This window comes from Tepidiphilus baoligensis (assembly GCF_012911495.1).
GTDB lineage: Bacteria > Pseudomonadota > Gammaproteobacteria > Burkholderiales > Rhodocyclaceae > Tepidiphilus > Tepidiphilus olei.
On the sequence record NZ_JAAAUB010000001.1, the window covers coordinates 301314 to 315239 of the forward strand.

A 13926-nucleotide genomic window follows, 5' to 3' on the forward strand; every position below is an offset into this window, starting at 1 on the left:
GCGTCCCATGAACCGTATCGATCGTACCTTCGCCCGCCTGCGCGAGCAGGGGCGCAAGGCGCTCATCCCTTTCGTGACGGCGGGTTTTCCCTCGGTCGAAACAACGCGGGCGCTCTTGCCGGCGTTGGTGCGCGCCGGCGCCGACCTGATCGAACTTGGGATCCCTTTCTCCGATCCCATGGCCGATGGGCCGACCATCCAGCGTGCGAGCGAACGGGCCTTGGCGCAGGGTATGACGCTCGCTCGGGTGCTCGACTTGGTGCGCGACTTTCGCCGCACTGATGCCGATACGCCCGTGGTGCTGATGGGCTACGCCAATCCGATCGAGGCGATGGGCGAAGTGCGTTTCGTGGAGGCGGCGCGCGAAGCCGGCGTCGACGGCGTGCTCACCGTCGATTATCCGCCGCAGGAGGCCGAACCGTTCGCCGCGCGGCTGCGCGAAGCGGGGCTGCACCCGATCTTTCTGCTCGCGCCGACCTCGAAGCCGGAGCGGGCCGACGAGGTGGCGCGGCTCGGCGGCGGCTACGTCTATTACGTCTCGCTCACCGGCGTGACGGGGGCGGGCTCACTCGACGTCGCGTCGGTGCTCGCGCGCATTCCCGGTTTGCGCGAACGCACGGGCTTGCCCATCGCCGTGGGCTTCGGCATCCGGGATGCCCAAACGGCCGCCGAGATCGGCGCCGTGGCCGACGCCGTGGTCATCGGCAGCCGGCTGCTCGAAACCCTGGAAGGCGCATCGGATGCCGACGAGGCGTGCCGCCGGGTGGAAGAATTTCTGCGCCCGATCCGTCGGGCGCTCGATGAAGGGGTGACTCGATGAGCTGGCTCGACAAGATCCTGCCGCCGCGTATCCGGCGTGAAGTGAGCGGCGCGCGCCACAACGTCCCCGAGGGGTTGTGGACCAAGTGCGAAGCCTGTGACGAGGTGCTCTATGCCGCCGACCTCGAGCGCGAGTTGCGCGTCTGTCCCAAATGCGGCCATCACCATCGCATCCGCGCCCGTGCCCGGCTCGAGGCGCTGCTCGACTCCGAAGGGCGAGTGGAAATCGGCGCTGAAGTACGGCCGGTGGATGCGTTGAAATTCAAGGACAGCAAACGCTACACCGACCGACTCAAGGAAGCGACCAAGGCCACGGGCGAGAGCGAGGCGCTCATCGTGCTCGCCGGGCGTCTCGAGACCCTGCCGGTGGTGGCTGCCTGTTTCGAGTTCGAATTCATGGGCGGCTCCATGGGTTCGGTCGTGGGTGAGCGCTTCGTGCGTGGGGTACGCCACGCCATCGAACATCGCTGCGGATTCGTGTGCATCGCGGCGAGCGGCGGCGCCCGCATGCAGGAAGGGGTACTGTCGCTCATGCAGATGGCCAAGACCAATGCCGCGCTCACGCAGCTCGCCCAGGCGCGGCTGCCCTTCGTCTCGGTGCTCACCGACCCGACGATGGGGGGCGTGTCGGCCAGTTTCGCCTTCATGGGGGACGTGGTCGTGGCCGAACCGGGAGCGCTCATCGGTTTTGCCGGGCCGCGTGTCATCGAGCAGACGGTGCGTCAAACGTTGCCGGAAGGGTTTCAACGCGCCGAGTTTTTGCTGGAGAAAGGCGCATTGGATGCCATCGTCGACCGGCGTCGGCTGCGGCCGTGGCTCGCGCGCACCTTCTCCCTGCTGGGGCTGCGCCCGCACGAGGTGGCATGACGCAGACCTCCGCCCTGGATCGCTGGCTGGAGCAGCTCGAAGCGCGCGCGGCGAGCCACGTGATCGCCCTGGGGCTCGAGCGGGTGCGGGCGGTGCGCGAGCGCCTGCTGTTTACCTCCAATGCAGTGGTCATCACGGTGACCGGTACCAACGGCAAAGGGTCGACCTGCGCGTTGCTCGAAGCCATGCTGCGCGCCGGCGGTTATCGGGTGGGCTGCTACACCTCACCCCACCTCTTGCGCTACAACGAGCGCGTGAGCCTCGACGGCCAGCCGATCGGCGACGAAGCCCTGCTTGCCGCCTTCGAAGCGGTAGAGGCGGCGCGCGGTGACGTGCCGCTCACCTATTTCGAGCACGGCACGCTGGCGGCCTGGGTGGCCTTCTGCCGCGAACCGCTCGATGCGATCATCCTGGAAGTCGGCATGGGCGGGCGGCTGGACGCGACCAACGTGTTCGATGCGGATGCCGCGATCCTCACCGGCGTGGCGCTCGACCATCAAGCCTGGCTCGGGCCGGACCGGGAGGCGATCGGGCGCGAAAAAGCCGGTATCTTCCGCCCCGGCCGGCCGGCCATCGTCGCCGATCCGGTGCCGCCGCGCTCGGTGCTGGAGACGGCCGCCGCGCTCGGTGCCGAGCTCTACCGCCTCGGCGTGGACTTCGGCTACGATGGCGACCGCCAGCAGTGGCGCTGGTGGTCGAGCGCGGCGGGTAACCGCGGTGGTCTGCCCTATCCGGCGCTACGCGGAGTCAATCAGCTGATGAACGCCTCCGCGGCCCTGATGGCGCTCACCTGTGTGCGCGATCGTCTGCCGCTGGCGATGCAGGCGGTGCGCGAGGGTTTGATGACGGTGGAACTCCCGGGGCGTTTTCAGGTGCTGCCGGGCCGTCCGAGCGTGATCCTCGACGTCGCGCACAATCCGCAGGCCGCGGCGGTGCTCGCCGAGAACCTCGCCGCGATGCCGGGGTACCGTCGCACCTTGGCCGTGGTCGGCATGCTCGCCGACAAGGACGTAGAAGGGGTGGCACGGGTGCTCGCTCCCCGGGTCGATGCGTGGTTTGCTGCCGGCCTGCAAGGACCGCGTGCGCTGACGGCCGAAGCGCTCGCCGCGAGGTTGAAGTCCGCGGGTAAGGCGTCTCGGGAAACCTTCGCCTCGGTGGCCGAGGCGCTTGCTGCGGCTAAGGCACAGGCCAAGGACGATGATAGAATCGTCGTGTTCGGCTCTTTCCTCACGGTGGCCGATGCGCTGCGTGCGCTGCGCGTCCAGGACACGGAAGCACGGTGACTACCCAGGAAGAAACTCTCGAGCGGTTGCGCAGGATACGGCGGCGTTTCGTCGGCGCGATCGTCCTGCTGTTGGCTGCGCTCATCACGCTGCCTCTGGTGATGGAACAGGAGCCTCGAGGACCGAGGGATCCGGTCGAGGTACGGATTCCTTCCCGCGAGCAAGCGCCCGATTCTTTGCCGCCGCCCGAGGCTAGTCCCGATGCGATATCGGAACGTGTTTCCGAATCCTCTCGGCTGCCGGAAGTCGAGCGCGCCGAGGTGTCCATCCCGCTGCCAACGCCTCCGATCGGGCAAGAACCTCCTTCCGCCCGAGATCCTCTGTCGCAGCAGACGACATCCGCTCCTGCGCTCCCGCAAACGGAGGGGGCGCCACTTCGATCCACTGCGCCGCCCGAGCCGCCCAAGCCGGTGACCGAATCCAGTCCGGTGCCGACCGTCAAATCCGATACCTTGCAGGAAAAGGCGCGTGCACTCGCCGCCTTGGAGGGCGTATTGAAACCAGGACAAAAGCTGCCTGGGTATTGGGTGGTGCAGGCGGGTGCTTTTCGCGATGGAAGCAAGGCGAAGCAGGTGGCCGGGCAGCTGCGCGCTGCCGGGCTCGAAGCCTTCGTCGAAAACGGCGCCGATGGCTGGTATCGCGTGCGCATCGGTCCTTTCGTGCACGAATCCAAAGCCCATTCTGCCAAGGCGATCGCCGAGCAGCAACACTTGAGCCCTCGCGTGGTGTACGTCGCCTCGCCATGAACGGTTTCGATTACGCGGTAGTCGCAGTGATCGGTATTTCACTGCTCGTGGGCGCTTGGCGTGGCGGCGTCTCCGAGCTGCTGTCGGTGATGGCATGGGTCGTGGCGATCGTCTTGGGGTGGGTGTTCTGTTGGCCGATCGGTCAGGTGTTCTATGCGCGCTGGTTCAGTGATCCTTTGTTGCAGCGCGTCTTGGGCTTTGCCACGATCTTTCTCGCCGTGTTCATGCTGGCGGCACTAATGCGCTACGCCCTGCGCGAACTGTTGCGTGCCGTCGGCCTAGGGGGGATAGACCGCGTGTTCGGTGCGGTTTTCGGGGTGGTGCGAGGTGTGGCGGTGGTGTTGTTGTGTACGGCGGCGCTGCTGGCGGTCGGCGTCCAGGAAGCCCCGTGGTGGCGACAATCGAGCACCGCGCCGTGGATCGTCGCAGCCTTGCAACGCCTGGAGCCGTGGTTGCCGCGAGGCTTGATCGAGAAATTGCCTTTGCCTAGGGAGATCATTTGAATGTGCGGAATCCTCGGGGTGGTTGCCCATCAGCCGGTCAACCAGCTCCTGTATGATGGATTGATGGTGCTGCAGCACCGGGGGCAGGATGCGGCGGGCATCGCCACCGGCAGTGACGATCGCTTCTACATGCACAAGGGGCCGGGACTGGTGCGCGACGTCTTTCGCACGCGCAACATGCGCAGTCTCGTGGGCAACTGGGGTATCGGCCACGTGCGCTACCCCACGGCGGGCGATGCCTGCAATCCGGCCGAAGCGCAGCCCTTCTACGTCAATTCGCCTTTTGGTCTGCTGCTCGCGCACAACGGCAACCTCACCAACGGCGAGGCGCTCAAGCGAGAGATCTTCGAGACCGACTTGCGTCACATCAACACCAATTCCGACTCCGAGATTCTGCTCAACGTCTTCGCCCACGAGCTCGCGGCCGCCTCCAAGGGGGCGCGCCCCGACGACGAGGCGGTATTCGCGGCGGTGCGGGGGGTGCATCGGCGCTGCCGCGGCGCCTATGCGGTGGTGGTGATGATCGCGGGCTATGGTCTGCTCGCCTTTCGTGACCCCTACGGCATCCGTCCGCTCGTCTTCGGCCGCAACGACACGCCTTCAGGGACGGAGTGGCTCGTGGCTTCCGAGTCGGTCGCGCTCGATACGCTGGGGTTTCGGCTGGTGCGCGACGTCGCGCCGGGCGAGGCGATCCTCTTCGGCATCGACGGCACGATGCGCGCGCGCCAGTGCGCCGATGACCCGTTGCTCGCGCCCTGTCTCTTCGAATTCGTCTATCTGGCCCGCCCCGATTCGGTGATCGACGGGGTGTCGGTCTATGAGGCGCGCGTGAAGATGGGCGAATACCTCGCCGAGCGTTTCCGCACCCGCTTTCCGCACACGCGCATCGACGTGGTGATCCCCATTCCCGATTCCAGCCGTCCGGCGGCGTTGGAGATGGCTACTCGCCTGGGGCTGCCCTACCGCGAGGGGTTCGTCAAGAACCGCTACATCGGCCGCACCTTCATCATGCCGGGGCAGACGGTGCGCAAGAATTCCGTGCGCAAGAAGCTCAACGCCGTGCATCAGGAATTCCGCGGTAAGCGCGTGTTGCTCGTCGACGACTCCATCGTGCGGGGTACCACCAGTCGCGAGATCATCCAGATGGCGCGCGACGCCGGTGCCGTGGAAGTCTTTCTCGCTTCGGCGGCTCCGCCCGTGCGCTACGCCAACGTCTACGGGATCGACATGCCGAGCCGCCGCGAGCTCATCGCCGCCTACTGCGACGAGGAAGAAGTCCGCCGCCAGATCGGCGCCGACGGGCTGCTCTATCAGGAACTCGAAGACCTCAAACGCGCCATCCAAAGCGTCAATCCGGCGATCCGGCGTTTCGAGTCTTCCTGCTTCGACGGCCGCTACATCACGGGCGACGTCACGCCCGAATACCTCGAACGGATCGAACGGCGCGGCGACGCACCGGCTGCTCTGTCCGAGCGCGAAGACAGCGAGGGAGCGGCCCAGCTCGATCTCAACCTGCCCCTCGACCAGGACGCATGAAAGGACGGTCATGAACGACGACAAGGGCCTGGGCACGCGCGCGGTGCGCGATGGCGTGCTGCGTAGCCAATTCGGCGAGCATGCCGAAGGGCTCTATCTCACTTCGAGTTTCGTTTTCGCCGACGCAGCGCAAGCGGCGGCGCGCTTCCTCGAGCAGGAAGAGGGCTATACCTATAGCCGCTTTACCAACCCGACGGTGAGCATGTTCCAGGAGCGGCTCGCGAGTCTCGAAGGGGCCGAATCCTGCATCGCCGCCGCCTCGGGCATGGCGGCGATCCTGTGCGCGGCCATGACTTTCGTCTCCCAGGGCGAGGAGATCGTGGCCGGCCAGGGGCTCTTCGGCGCCACGCACCAGCTCTTCTCGGCGATCCTGCCGCGCTTCGGCATCACCACGCGCTTCGTCGATCTGGGCGATGCCGCGGCGCTGGAGGCGGCGCTCACCCCGCGCACCCGGCTCGTCTTCTGCGAGACGCCCAGCAACCCGCTCATGGAGCTCGTCGATTTGGCCTCGCTTGCCGAACGGGCACACCGGGTCGGTGCCTTGCTCGCGGTCGATAACACCTTTTGCACGCCCATCGGACAGCAGCCGCTCGCCCTGGGGGCGGATCTGGTCATCCATTCGGCCACCAAATACCTCGATGGTCAGGGCCGGGTGCTCGGTGGGGCAGTGCTCGGCAGCCGCTCGCTCGTCGATTCGGTCTACCGCTTCCTGCGCACGGCAGGGCCCAGCCTTTCGCCCTTCAACGCCTGGGTGCTGGTGAAGAGCCTGGAAACGCTGCCGCTGCGGGTGCGGGCGCAGAGTGAGGCGGCGCTCGCGCTCGCGCGCTGGCTCGAGGGGCATCCGAACGTGGTGCAGGTGCGCTATCCCTGGCTCGAATCCCACCCGCAGTACGCGCTCGCGCGGCGCCAGCAGAAACTGGGGGGCGGTGTGGTGAGTTTTCGCGTGCGAGGCGGACGCAGCGAGGCCTGGCGCGTGATCGATTCCACCCGGATATTCTCCATCACCGGCAACCTCGGCGACGTCAAATCCACCATCACGCACCCGGCGAGCACCACGCACGGGCGGCTGGCCCCGGAAGTGCGGCAGGCGATGGGCGTGGGCGAAGACCTGCTGCGCGTCTCGGTCGGCCTGGAAGAGGTCGAAGACCTGAAAGCCGACCTCGCGCGCGGGTTGGACGCGATCGGGGGGTAGGATTCAGCCGGTGGCGAGATTCAGAGGTTCCCCGGATGCGAGCGGCACCGATTTGTCGTAGAGCGTCTCCGGGGCGATGTCCAGTCCTCCAGGCCAGCAGACGGTGCCGAGCCCCACGTGGGCCAGCCGAAATTCGTCCCACCGTTTCAGGCGGGTAAAAATGCCACGTTCGAGATAGGGGCGGGCATCGAAGAGGCGATGACTTCCGTCGTCGAACCAGAGCTCGAGCGTGAAGTTCTCGTGCGGGATGACGCGGACGACCGATTCCATGGCAGATCCTCAACGCAAGGGGTCGATGGGAAAAAGCGCTTGGCCGTTGATGGCGAGTTCCCAATCGGCCAAGAGATCCTCTCGATGGATTTCGATCCATGCTTGGACGAGCCGGGCTTTCGTTGCCGGGAAATCCCCGCTCAACAATGAGCCGTCGAGGATGGAGAAAGCGGCTTCCATTCCCTGATATTTTGCGTGAATGTGGGGAAGTTTGTGCCGCTCGTCGTCGAAAAAGTACATGTTGATGAGGATGCCGTAAAAGAGGCTGATCGTCGGCATGGCATCCTCAACGGTGCTCGACCCTGGCCGGTGTCACGCCGTGCCAAGTGGCGCCTTCGGGGACTATCTCCAGCCAGCGGGCGGTGTCGTGCCATTCGGGCAGCACCCAGCGCTCGCGCTGCTCGTCTGCGATCGAGTAACGATGCACGGCGCAGCGGTGGGTGTGACCGTGGAGCAACACCGCTGAAGGGTAGGTTTCGAGCCAACGGCGCACCTCGCCCTCATTGACGTCGATCGGCGATTCCAGCGCGCCCTGGTAGGCACGGCTCTGTTCGCGCGAGCGCTGGGCGAAGGCGATGCGCGCCGGCAGCGGCTGGGCGAGGAAAGCGGCTTGGGCGGCCGGCTGCCGCGCCTGGGCACGCCAGGCTTGATAGGCGTGATCGTCGGTGCATAGGAGGTCGCCGTGGGTGAGCACGAAGGCTCGCCCGGCGATCTCCACCGCCACCGGATCGGGCAGCATCGCCCAGCCGGCGCGCGCGGCAAAGGTCTCGCCCACGAGGAAATCGCGGTTGCCGGTAAGGAAGTGGAATGAGACGCCGCGTGCGCGGGCCGCGGCGCAGGCGGCGACGAGGGATTCCATCACCGGGTGCGTCCAGTCGTCGCCGATCCAGAATTCGAAGATGTCGCCCAGGAGGAAGACGGGTTCTTCCGCCGGGCGCCGGGTGAGCCATTCGCAGAAAGCGTGCAGGCGCGGCGTGTCGCGATCGATGTCGAGGTGCAGGTCGGAGACGAACGTGGCGCGCGGCAGGCGCAGGCGCGGCGCCTCGAATGTCGGCAGCGCCGTCATCGCAGCACCTCGGCGTGCTCGATCACCACCGGTTCGAGCGGTACGTCTCGATAAGGACCGACGGCGCCGGTCTTCACCGACTTGATGGCGTCGACCACCTCCATGCCCTGCACGACCTTGCCGAAGACGCAGTAACCCCAACCCTGGGTCGTGGGGGCGCGATGATCGAGGAAGTCGTTGTCGGCGACGTTGATGAAGAACTGGGCCGTGGCCGAATGGGGGTCCTGGGTGCGCGCCATGGCGACGGTGCCGCGTAGATTCTTGAGGCCGTTGTCGGCTTCGTTGGGAATCGGCGCACGCGTCGGTTTCTGCTTCATGTCGGCGGTGAGCCCGCCGCCCTGGATCATGAATCCGTCGATGACGCGATGAAAAATGGTGTCGTCGTAGTGACCGCTCTCGACGTAGGCAAGAAAATTTTCCACCGTCTTGGGGGCTTTGATGGGATCGAGTTCGAGCACGATGTCACCGCGGTTGGTGGCGAGTTTGACTTGCACGGCTTGGGCTCCTTGGGCAAAGGAAAGGGTGGGGAAGGTGCAGGCGAGAAGCGCCGCGAGCAGGGCACGGCGTACTCGGTTCAGGGCAGAGGTCGGTCGGGGCATGGACGGGTTCCTGGGCTAGGGTAAGACGATGCGTACGGTCTGGCGCGCGGGTGCATGACGGCGTTTTCCGTTTTCCGAATGCACGTGCCGTCGATGTGGTGGATCGCACTTTTTACACCGCGCACGCCGTGTTCCGTGGCCGGTTGCAGGATTTTTTCGTGTGCTCCGCGTTCATTGTGCTTCACCGGTGAAGAATTCGCGCATGCGGTCGAACCAGGATTTGCTGCGCGGGTTGTTGCGCTCGGCGTTTTCATGAGCGATCTCTTCGAATTCGCGCAAGAGCTCTTTCTGCCGCTCGGTGAGATTGACCGGCGTTTCTACCACCACGTGGCAGAGCAGGTCGCCCACGCCCTGGTTGCGCACGTTGCGGATGCCCTTGCCGCGCAGGCGGAAGACCTTGCCCGTCTGCGTGCCCGGGGGAATGCGCAACTTGGCGATGCCATCGAGCGTGGGAACGTCGATCTCGCCGCCCAGCGCGGCCGTGGTGATGGAGATGGGCATCTCGCAGTGCAGATCGTCGCCATCGCGCTGGAAAATGGGGTGGGGCTTGATGCGGATCTCGACGTAGAGATCGCCCGGCGGACCGCCGTTGATGCCCGCCTCGCCGTAGCCGCTCTGGCGCAGGCGCATGCCGGTGTCGATGCCGGCCGGGATCTTCACTTCCAGCGTGCGCGTGCGCCGCACCCGCCCCGCGCCGCCGCAGTCCGGGCAGGGGTCGGCGACGATACTGCCGCTGCCATGGCATTCGGGGCAGGTCTGCTGGATGGAGAAGAATCCCTGCTGCATGCGCACTTGGCCGATGCCGCCGCAGGTGGGGCACACCCGCGGCTGCGTACCGGGGCGCGCGCCGGTGCCGTGGCAGGTGTCGCAGGTCTCGGCCGTGGGAATGCGGATGGTCTTGGTGGTGCCGTGCGCGGCCTCTTCGAGCGAGATCTCGAGCTGGTAGCGCAGATCGGCGCCGCGATAGACCTGGGAGCGGCCGCGCCGGCTACCGCCGAAGAGATCGCCGAAGATGTCGGAGAAGGCTTCGGCGAAGTCGTCGAACCCGGCTGCCCCGGCGCCGGCCGCGGCTCCATCTACGCCGGCATGCCCGTAGCGATCGTAGGCGGCGCGCTTTTGCTCGTCGCTCAGCACGTCGTAGGCGCGCTGGATTTCCTTGAATTTCTCTTCGGCCGCCTTGTCGCCCGGATTGCGGTCCGGGTGGTATTTCATCGCCAGACGCCGGTAGGCTTTTTTGATCTCGGCCGCCGTCGCTTCGCGGCTCACTTCGAGGATCGCGTAATAATCTTTTTGTGTCATCGTCTCGCCAGTGTGGGGTCATGACGCAGCCGAGCCCGGGCCGGGAGTGTCCGGCGCGGGCTCGGCTTTCAGGGTGCGGGGCAGGGCCGATCAGTGTTTCTTGTCGTCCTTGACCTCGGTGAACTCGGCGTCGACCACGTCGCTGTCGCCGGCGCGTTGTCCCGCGGACGTTCCCGCACCACCGGGCGCAGCACCTGCTTCACCAGCACCATAGAGATGCTGGGACATCTCGGCGCTCGCCTGCCCGAGCTTGCGCATCGCGGCCTCGATTTTACCCTTGTCGTCGGATTTCATCGCTTCTTCGGCTTCCTTGATGGCCGCTTCGATTTTTTCCTTGTCGTCGGCTTTCACCTTGTCGCCGAGCTCTTCGAGGCTCTTGCGCACCGAGTGGATGAGTGCATCGCACTGGTTGCGCGCCTCGATCAGCTCGCGCATGCGGCGGTCTTCCTCTGCGTGCGCTTCGGCGTCGCGGATCATCTGCTGGATCTGCTCTTCGGTGAGACCGGAGTTCGCCTTGATGGTGATCTTGTTCTCCTTGCCGGTGGCCTTGTCGCGGGCCGACACGTGCAGGATGCCGTTGGCGTCGATGTCGAAGGTGACCTCGATCTGCGGCACGCCGCGCGGCGCGGGTGGAATCCCCTCGAGGTTGAATTCCCCGAGCAGCTTGTTGTCGCGCGCGAGTTCACGCTCGCCTTGGAAGACGCGGATGGTGACGGCCGTTTGATTGTCCTCGGCCGTGGAGAAGATCTGCGTCGCCTTGGTGGGGATGGTGGTGTTCTTCGGGATGAGCTTGGTCATCACCCCGCCGAGCGTCTCGATGCCCAGCGACAGCGGCGTGACGTCCAGCAGTAGCACGTCCTTGACTTCGCCTTGCAGAACGCCGGCTTGGATGGCGGCGCCGATGGCGACGGCTTCGTCGGGGTTGACGTCGCGCCGCGGTTCCTTGCCGAAGAATTCCTTGACCTTTTGTTGCACCTTGGGCATGCGAGTCTGGCCACCGACGAGGATGACGTCGTCGATGTCCGAGACCTTGAGCCCGGCGTCCTTGAGGGCGATGCGGCAGGGTTCGAGCGTCTTCTCGATGAGATCGTCGACGAGCGCTTCGAACTTCGCCCGGGTGATCTTCATGGCGAGGTGTTTGGGGCCGCTCGCATCGGCCGTGATGTAGGGGAGGTTTACCTCGGTCTGCTGGCTCGAGGAGAGCTCGATCTTAGCCTTCTCGGCGGCTTCCTTGAGCCGCTGCATGGCCAGCGGGTCTTTCTTGAGGTCGACGCCCTGTTCTTTCTTGAACTCGTCGACGATGTAGTCCATCAGCCGGTTGTCGAAGTCTTCGCCGCCGAGGAAGGTGTCGCCGTTGGTGGAGAGTACTTCGAACTGGTGCTCGCCGTCGACTTCGGCGATCTCGATGATGGAGATGTCGAAGGTACCGCCGCCGAGGTCATAGACGGCGATCTTGGAGTCGCCCGGCTTCTTGTCCATGCCGTAGGCGAGCGCCGCGGCGGTGGGTTCGTTGATGATGCGCTTGACGTCGAGCCCGGCGATGCGGCCGGCGTCCTTGGTGGCCTGGCGTTGGGCGTCGTTGAAGTAGGCGGGCACCGTGATGACCGCTTCGGTCACTTCCTCGCCGAGGTAGTCTTCGGCGGTCTTCTTCATCTTACGCAGGATTTCGGCCGAGACCTGCTGCGGCGAGATCTTCTTGCCGCGCACTTCGACCCAGGCGTCGCCATTGTCGGCGCGCACGATCTTGTAGGGCATCAGTTTGATGTCCTTCTGCACTTCCGGGTCGTCGAACTTGCGGCCGATGAGGCGCTTGACGGCGTAGATGGTGTTGGCGGCGTTGGTGATGGCCTGGCGTTTGGCCGGGGCACCCACCAGGATTTCGCCGTCTTCGAGATAGGCGACCACCGAGGGCGTGGTGCGAGCGCCCTCGGAGTTCTCGATCACCTTCGGCTTGCCGTTTTCCATCACGGCCACGCAGCTATTGGTGGTGCCGAGGTCGATACCGATGATTTTTCCCATGATTGCGTTCCTCTCGTTTGAATGCGGTTGGTGTTCAGATGGCGGTGAGGCGGCGGTTTTTCAAGAGGAGGCGTTGCCGTCGCCGCCTTCGGCGCTTGCCGCTTCGGACTTGGGCTTGGCGACCATGACGAGCGCCGGCCGCAGGACCCGGTCGTGCAGCAGGTAGCCTTTCTGCAGCACCTGCACGACGGTGTTGGGTTCGGCGTCGCTCTCGAGCATGCCCACCGCCTGATGCAGGTGGGGGTCGAATTTTTCGCCCTGCGGATCGATCTGGCGCACGTTGGCGCTCTCGAAGGCATTCTCGAGCTGGCGCAGGGTGAGCTCCACGCCCTGGCGCAGGGTTTCCAGCGTCTGGTTGGGCGTGCCGAGCGCGGCCTCGAGGCTGTCCTTGACCGGCAGCATGGAGGCGGCAAAGCGCTCGCTGGCGAACTTGCTCGCCTTGGCGATTTCTTCCTGGGCGCGGCGGCGGACGTTTTCCGCTTCGGCCTTGGCCCGCAGCCAGGCGTCGTGGTGTTCGGCGGCCTTCTGCTCGGCGATGCGCAGCATCTCTTCGAGGCTGGGCATCACTTCGGCATCCGCTTGGGGTTCGGGCGTGGTGGGATGCTCCCGAGGGGTTTGTTCCCCGCCCTCAGGGGTGTCGTGCTTGGGTTTGGTTCCTTCGGTCATAACCTCATGCTCCGCCGATTCGTGATCGTGGAGTCATTATGGGGGTGGATGAGGGGTAATTCAAGGGGCAGAGGTCAAAATCGCCCGGTACGGATTCATCCGAGCATGTCGTGCCCCGGGGGCGAGAGTCCGTACAATGACGGGTTTGGTCGACGGAGGATGCATGACGGTGGATGGGTTCTTGCTCGTTTTGCCGGATTTCACCTTGATCGTGTTGGGAGCGATCCTGGCGCGCTGGGTGATGGTGCAGCCGGAATTCTGGAGCGGTGTGGAACGGTTGGTGTATTACGTGCTCTTCCCCGCGATGCTCTTTCGCTCGCTGGCGAACGCGCCGGCATTGGGCGCGGGGGCGCTGGCCTTGCTCGGCGCGGCCGCAGTGACGGTGCTGGCCGGCTTTGCGCTGGGTTGGATGCTTCGACGTGCAATCGATCCCAATCCGGTGCGCGCGGCGTCGCAGATCCAGTGCGCTTACCGATTCAATACCTACATCGGCATGGCGCTCGCCGGGCAGTTGGCCGGGGCGAGCGGCTCCGCGCTCATGGGCGCGGTGTGCGGCACGATGGTGCCGCTGGTAAACGTCTTGGCAGTGGGGTCGATGAGCCGCGGCGGCGTGCGCGTCACGCTGCGCACGTTGGGGACGAATCCGCTGGTGTTGGCCACCCTGGCCGGGGCGGCCTATCATTTCGCCGGGTTTTCCTTGCCGGCGGCCATGGATACCCTGCTCGGGCGCTTGGGGGCGGCGGCAGTGGCGATGGGGCTGATCGGCGTAGGAGCTGCGTTGCGGATCGATCGTTCGCTCTTGCGGCCCGCATCCTGGGGTATCGTGGCGATCAAGCTGCTGGCCTTGCCGGCAATCGCCTGGGGCATCGCCACGTGGTGGGGGATCGAGGGCTTGGCGCGCGAGATGCTGATTCTTTTCGCGGCACTTCCTTCGGCCAGCTCGGCCTATATCTTGGCGAGCCGCCTCGGGGGAGATGCGCCGGCGGTGGCGCGCCTCATCTCGCTCACCACGCTCGGTTCGGCGCTCACGCTGGGGGGGATTCTGAGCCTGCTGCGATGAA

General features: G+C 65.6%; 15 protein-coding genes. 8 read left to right on the plus strand and 7 right to left on the minus strand.

The window, feature by feature from the left end:
• Positions 1-7 precede the first annotated feature (7 nt).
• The 7 genes from trpA to GV368_RS01550 are packed head-to-tail and all read left to right on the plus strand — an operon-like array spanning position 8 to position 6946.
• On the plus strand, positions 8-820 hold the full coding sequence (gene trpA, locus GV368_RS01520) for a tryptophan synthase subunit alpha (RefSeq protein ID WP_169114865.1): 813 nt from the start codon (positions 8-10) through the stop codon (positions 818-820).
• Positions 817-1686, plus strand: coding sequence for an acetyl-CoA carboxylase, carboxyltransferase subunit beta (gene accD, locus GV368_RS01525; protein ID WP_169114867.1), 870 nt, complete (start codon positions 817-819; stop codon positions 1684-1686). Before trpA ends, accD begins: the two co-directional genes overlap by 4 nt.
• Complete coding sequence (gene folC, locus GV368_RS01530) at positions 1683-2969, plus strand: bifunctional tetrahydrofolate synthase/dihydrofolate synthase (RefSeq protein ID WP_169114869.1); 1287 nt, start codon at positions 1683-1685, stop codon at positions 2967-2969. The genes accD and folC overlap by 4 nt, the downstream gene beginning before the upstream one ends.
• Positions 2966-3715 (plus strand): SPOR domain-containing protein, encoded by a 750-nt coding sequence (locus GV368_RS01535; RefSeq protein WP_169114871.1) that lies wholly within the window; start codon positions 2966-2968, stop codon positions 3713-3715. Before folC ends, GV368_RS01535 begins: the two co-directional genes overlap by 4 nt.
• Positions 3712-4218: a CvpA family protein gene (locus tag GV368_RS01540; protein WP_142804964.1), complete on the plus strand. Its 507-nt coding sequence runs from the start codon at positions 3712-3714 to the stop codon at positions 4216-4218. The genes GV368_RS01535 and GV368_RS01540 overlap by 4 nt, the downstream gene beginning before the upstream one ends.
• The gene (purF, locus tag GV368_RS01545) at positions 4219-5754 is read left to right on the plus strand and encodes an amidophosphoribosyltransferase (RefSeq protein WP_142804965.1); all 1536 of its coding nucleotides are present in this window, start codon (positions 4219-4221) and stop codon (positions 5752-5754) included.
• 10 nt (positions 5755-5764) lie between these two features.
• Positions 5765-6946 (plus strand): O-succinylhomoserine sulfhydrylase, encoded by a 1182-nt coding sequence (locus GV368_RS01550; protein ID WP_142804966.1) that lies wholly within the window; start codon positions 5765-5767, stop codon positions 6944-6946.
• Positions 6947-6949: 3 nt separating this feature from the next.
• On the opposite strand, the gene GV368_RS01555 is transcribed toward GV368_RS01550, so the two are convergent.
• The 7 genes from GV368_RS01555 to grpE form a co-directional block, all read right to left on the minus strand.
• Positions 6950-7216, minus strand: a complete 267-nt coding sequence (locus GV368_RS01555; protein ID WP_055422667.1) for a DUF2442 domain-containing protein — start codon at positions 7214-7216, stop codon at positions 6950-6952.
• A 9-nt stretch (positions 7217-7225) separates the two neighbouring features.
• Positions 7226-7495, minus strand: a complete 270-nt coding sequence (locus GV368_RS01560) for a DUF4160 domain-containing protein (protein ID WP_169114873.1) — start codon at positions 7493-7495, stop codon at positions 7226-7228.
• A gap of 7 nt (positions 7496-7502) precedes the next feature.
• A complete protein-coding gene (locus tag GV368_RS01565) occupies positions 7503-8282 on the minus strand; it encodes a UDP-2,3-diacylglucosamine diphosphatase (protein WP_169114875.1) in 780 nt (259 codons plus the stop codon).
• Positions 8279-8881 (minus strand): peptidylprolyl isomerase, encoded by a 603-nt coding sequence (locus GV368_RS01570; protein ID WP_169114877.1) that lies wholly within the window; start codon positions 8879-8881, stop codon positions 8279-8281. Before GV368_RS01570 ends, GV368_RS01565 begins: the two co-directional genes overlap by 4 nt.
• 171 nt (positions 8882-9052) lie before the next feature.
• Positions 9053-10180 carry a molecular chaperone DnaJ gene (gene dnaJ, locus GV368_RS01575; RefSeq protein WP_169114879.1) on the minus strand — a complete coding sequence of 376 codons (1128 nt, stop codon included), beginning with the start codon at positions 10178-10180 and terminating at the stop codon, positions 9053-9055.
• A 90-nt stretch (positions 10181-10270) separates the two neighbouring features.
• Complete coding sequence (dnaK, locus tag GV368_RS01580; protein WP_169114881.1) at positions 10271-12199, minus strand: molecular chaperone DnaK; 1929 nt, start codon at positions 12197-12199, stop codon at positions 10271-10273.
• A gap of 60 nt (positions 12200-12259) precedes the next feature.
• Positions 12260-12865, minus strand: coding sequence for a nucleotide exchange factor GrpE (gene grpE / locus GV368_RS01585; RefSeq protein ID WP_169114883.1), 606 nt, complete (start codon positions 12863-12865; stop codon positions 12260-12262).
• Positions 12866-13028: 163 nt separating this feature from the next.
• Here grpE and GV368_RS01590 point away from each other — a divergent pair, with 163 nt between their 5' ends.
• Positions 13029-13925: an AEC family transporter gene (locus GV368_RS01590; RefSeq protein WP_194240855.1), complete on the plus strand. Its 897-nt coding sequence runs from the start codon at positions 13029-13031 to the stop codon at positions 13923-13925.
• Position 13926 lies beyond the last annotated feature (1 nt).